The organism is Streptomyces phytophilus (genome assembly GCF_013870535.1).
Taxonomy (GTDB): Bacteria; Actinomycetota; Actinomycetes; order Streptomycetales; family Streptomycetaceae; genus Streptomyces; species Streptomyces phytophilus.
The window spans coordinates 1-3,835 of record NZ_JACBXC010000562.1; the positions used below are offsets into that span (position 1 = coordinate 1).

Annotated in this window: 5 protein-coding genes; 3 read left to right on the plus strand and 2 right to left on the minus strand. The window is 72.6% G+C overall.

Features of this window, described 5'->3' with window-relative positions:
• Window positions 1–133: 133 nt before the first annotated feature.
• Both H5J30_RS21270 and H5J30_RS21275 read right to left on the minus strand, forming a co-directional pair.
• Window positions 134–784 (minus strand): HAD family hydrolase, encoded by a 651-nt coding sequence (locus H5J30_RS21270; RefSeq protein WP_181788991.1) that lies wholly within the window; start codon window positions 782–784, stop codon window positions 134–136.
• A gap of 37 nt (window positions 785–821) precedes the next feature.
• Window positions 822–1,331, minus strand: coding sequence for a MarR family winged helix-turn-helix transcriptional regulator (locus tag H5J30_RS21275; protein WP_181788992.1), 510 nt, complete (start codon window positions 1,329–1,331; stop codon window positions 822–824).
• Between the two features lie 130 nt (window positions 1,332–1,461).
• Here H5J30_RS21275 and H5J30_RS21280 point away from each other — a divergent pair, with 130 nt between their 5' ends.
• The 3 genes from H5J30_RS21280 to H5J30_RS21290 all read left to right on the plus strand — a co-directional run bounded on the left by H5J30_RS21280 (window position 1,462) and on the right by H5J30_RS21290 (window position 3,800).
• Window positions 1,462–1,890 (plus strand): Rid family hydrolase, encoded by a 429-nt coding sequence (locus tag H5J30_RS21280; RefSeq protein ID WP_181788993.1) that lies wholly within the window; start codon window positions 1,462–1,464, stop codon window positions 1,888–1,890.
• 201 nt (window positions 1,891–2,091) lie between these two features.
• A complete protein-coding gene (locus H5J30_RS21285; RefSeq protein ID WP_181788994.1) occupies window positions 2,092–3,177 on the plus strand; it encodes an S-(hydroxymethyl)mycothiol dehydrogenase in 1,086 nt (361 codons plus the stop codon).
• Entirely contained in the window at window positions 3,174–3,800 is a 627-nt protein-coding gene (locus H5J30_RS21290) for an MBL fold metallo-hydrolase (RefSeq protein WP_181788995.1), read from the plus strand. Before H5J30_RS21285 ends, H5J30_RS21290 begins: the two co-directional genes overlap by 4 nt.
• Window positions 3,801–3,835 lie beyond the last annotated feature (35 nt).

A 3,835-nucleotide genomic window follows, 5' to 3' on the forward strand; every position in this document is an offset into this window, starting at 1 on the left:
GCGGTGGGGGGTGGGCACAGTGGTTCTCCTGAGATCGCGAAGAAAGCGCTTTCCTGACTGTGCTCTGTCAACGTAAGCCCCCGGCCGCCCGGGGTCAACGCCTTGGTACGTACCGGAAGTCGGGCCCCGGCCGTCAGCCGGCCAGCAGCCCCGGCAGGTCCCGCATGTCGTCGAAGACGACCGTGCCCGGCCCCGCCAGCCGCGTCGCCGGCGTGAGCCCGCCGCAGTAGCCGAAGGCCCGCATCCCCGCGGCGCGGGCAGCCTGCACCCCGTACGCGCTGTCCTCGACCACCGCGCACCGCTCCGGCGGCACCCCCAGGGAGCGGGCGGCGTGCTGGAAGAGGTCGGGTGCGGGCTTGCCCCGCGGGACGTCGGCGGCGCTGAACATGCGGTTCTCGAAGCGGCCCAGGAGATCGGTGATCTCCAGGCTGCGGCGGAGCGCGGAGTGTTCGCTGTTCGACGCGACGCAGAAGCCGGCGGTGAGCCGGTCCAGCGCCTCGGTGACGCCGTCGATCGCGGTCAGTTCGTCCTCCAGCGCCGCGCGGTAGAGGTGGCTGTACCGCCGCTGCCAGCCCTCCTCCAGCCGCCGTCCGAGCCGTTCCTCGACGAGCGCCGTGTAGACCTCGATGGACGAACCCACGAAATGCTCGATCATCTCGGCTTCGGTGAAGGCGCATCCCAGGTCGGCCATGACCGCCGCGTCGACCTTGACGCATATCCGCTCGCTGTCCACCAGCACGCCGTCACAGTCGAAGATCACCAGTTCAACAGTGGTTTGCGTCATAACGGCAGCGTAGACGCGGCCGCGGCAGCCCCCGCCGTCAGCCGAGGCCGTCGGGGACGATGCTGAGCTTCTCTGCGATACGCGCAAGGGCCTTCCGGTCGGTCGCGTTGAGCGCGTCGAGGACGGTGGCGCGCACCGCGCGCAGGTGTGTGGGCGCCGCCCGGTGCACGACGCCGAAGCCGGCGTCGGTGAGTTCGGCGACGGTGTAGCGGCCGTCGTCCGGGTCGGGCGTCCGTACGATCCAGCCGCGCTGCTCGCAGCGCTTGACGACGTTGGACAGGCGGGAGAGCGACCCGCTGGCGAGGAAGGCCAGCTCCCCCATCCGCAGCCTGCGCCGCGGCGCCTCGGAGAGGTGGCTGAGCACCAGGTACTCGAACAGGGTGAGGCCGTGCTCCTGCCGCAGCGGCGACTCCAGCTTGCCGGGGAGCAGCAGGACGAGGGAGATCAGCCCCGTCCACGCCGCCTTCTCCTGCTCGTCGAGCCAGCGCAGCTCCTCGTCGTCCGCGTGTCCGCCCGTGCCGCCCATGGGCTCTTCCGTGCCGCTCATCGACCTTCCCGTCCTTCCGACGAAGCCCGTCATCACTTGGTGCTTGAAGTCATCGACTGCTACTCTTACTTTACGCGTGAACTCATACCAGAGGAAGCGCAACCCCTGAGGACAGGAAGAGGAACGCATCATGGGCACCACCGTCACCTTCGGCATCACCCCCGGCTTCGGCGAGAAGCTGCACGATGCCTACGGCTACAGCGGGGCCGTCCGCGTCGGCGACCGGGTCGAGACCTCCGGCCAGGCCGGGGTGGACGACGACCTGGCCGTCCCCGACTCGCTGGCGGAGGAGATCGTCCTGGCCTTCGACAACGTGGAGCGCACGCTCGCCACGGTCGGCGCGACCTGGAAGGACGTCATCCACGTCAACTCGTACCACAAGGTCGCGCCGGGAGACGACGCCATCGGCGACGACCACAACGCGGTCATGGCCGAGGAGTTCCGCCGCCGCCTCGACGGCCGTGCGCCGATCTGGACCGAGACCGGCGTCACCGTCCTCGGCCTCGCCGACATGCGCGTGGAGATCCGCGTCACCGCCGTCGTCGGCTCCGGGGACTGAGCCGTAGCCCGAGTACCGAACCGGCGAGGCGGCACGACCCGACCGGAGGCCCCCCGGGAGCGGGCCGCGGGGCTGCCGACGGGGGGGCCGGGGGGAGGCCGTCGGACCCGTTCGCCGGGTGGCGCCCCGCCCCGCCCGCCTGGCCGCCCCGCGGGGGCGGGGGACGTACTGTATGAGCCCCGCCACGAATGGAGCGCCCTCATGCCCCAGGACGTACGAGCCGTCGTCGCGCGTGCGAAGAACCAGCCGGTGGAGATCGCCACCGTCGTCGTGCCCGACCCCGGGCCCGGTGAGGCGGTGGTGGCGGTGCAGGCGTGCGGGGTGTGCCACACCGATCTGCACTACCGCGAGGGCGGCATCAACGACGACTTCCCCTTCCTCCTCGGCCACGAGGCCGCCGGGGTCGTGGAGTCCGTCGGCGACGGCGTCACCGACGTGGCGCCCGGCGACTTCGTCGTGCTCAACTGGCGCGCCGTGTGCGGCCGGTGCCGGGCGTGCGAGCGGGGGCGGCCCTGGTACTGCTTCGACACCCGCAACGCCATGCAGAAGATGACCCTCAAGGACGGCACCGAACTGGCGCCCGCGCTGGGCATCGGCGCGTTCGCGGAGAAGACCCTCGTCGCCGCCGGCCAGTGCACGAAGGTCGACCCCGAGGCGTCCCCCGCCGCGGCCGGGCTGCTGGGCTGCGGCGTGATGGCCGGCCTCGGCGCCGCGCTCAACACCGGCAACGTCGGCCGCGGCGACTCCGTCGCCGTCATCGGCTGCGGCGGCGTCGGCGGGGCCGCCGTCATGGGGGCGCGGCTGGCGGGCGCCGGGAAGATCATCGCGATCGACGTGGACGAGCGGAAGCTGACCACCGCGACCGGCCTCGGCGCCACCCACACCGTGGACGCGCGCGCCACGGATCCCGTCGAGGCGGTACGGGAGCTGACCGGCGGCAACGGCGCCGACGTCGTCATCGAGGCGGTCGGCCGCCCGGAGACGTACAAGCAGGCGTTCTACGCACGCGACCTCGCCGGGACCGTCGTCCTCGTCGGCGTGCCCACGCCCGAGATGAAGCTGGAGCTGCCGCTGCTCGACGTCTTCGGGCGCGGCGGCGCGCTGAAGTCGTCCTGGTACGGCGACTGCCTGCCGTCCCGCGACTTCCCCATGCTCATCGACCTCTACCGGCAGGGCCGCCTCGACCTCGACGCCTTCGTCTCCGAGACCATCGAACTGGACGGCGTGGAGGCCGCCTTCGCCCGGATGCAGGCCGGCGACGTGCTGCGCTCGGTGGTGGTCCTGTGAGCCCCGCCCGCATCGACCACCTGGTCACCTCCGGTACGTTCTCGCTCGACGGCGGCACCTGGGACGTCGACAACAACGTGTGGATCGTCGGCGACGACACCGAGGCGCTCGTCATCGACGCCGCGCACGACGCCGACGCCATCGCCGCCGCGGTCGGCGACCGCCGCCTGACGGCCATCGTCTGCACCCACGCGCACGACGACCACATCGACGCCGCCCCCGCGCTCGCCGACAAGTACGGCGCCCCGGTCCTGCTCCACCCCGACGACCGGGTGCTGTGGGACATGACCCACCCCGACCGCGCCCCCGACGCCGCCCTCGCCGACGGCCGGACGCTGCCGGTCGCCGGCACGGAGCTGACGGTCCTGCACACCCCCGGCCACGCGCCGGGCGCCGTCTGCCTGTACGCCCCCGACCTGGGCACCGTCTTCACCGGCGACACCCTCTTCCACGGCGGTCCTGGCGCAACCGGCCGCTCGTACTCGGACCGCCCGACGATCGAGGCGTCGATCCGCGCGCGGCTGCTGACGCTGCCGCCGGAGACGGTGGTGCGGACGGGACACGGCGAGACGACCACGATCGCGGCGGAGGCGGCGGGGGCGGCGGGGGCGGCGGAGTGGTGAGGGCCCGGTAGGGAGCCGGGGAAGGCGACGGTACG

Coding starts and splice junctions, on each gene's coding strand:
- H5J30_RS21280 (WP_181788993.1), top strand. CDS start 1,462: ATGGGCACCACCGTCACCTTCGGCATCACCCCCGGCTTCGGCGAGAAG.
- H5J30_RS21275 (WP_181788992.1), bottom strand. CDS start 1,331: ATGAGCGGCACGGAAGAGCCCATGGGCGGCACGGGCGGACACGCGGAC.
- H5J30_RS21285 (WP_181788994.1), top strand. CDS start 2,092: ATGCCCCAGGACGTACGAGCCGTCGTCGCGCGTGCGAAGAACCAGCCG.
- H5J30_RS21270 (WP_181788991.1), bottom strand. CDS start 784: ATGACGCAAACCACTGTTGAACTGGTGATCTTCGACTGTGACGGCGTG.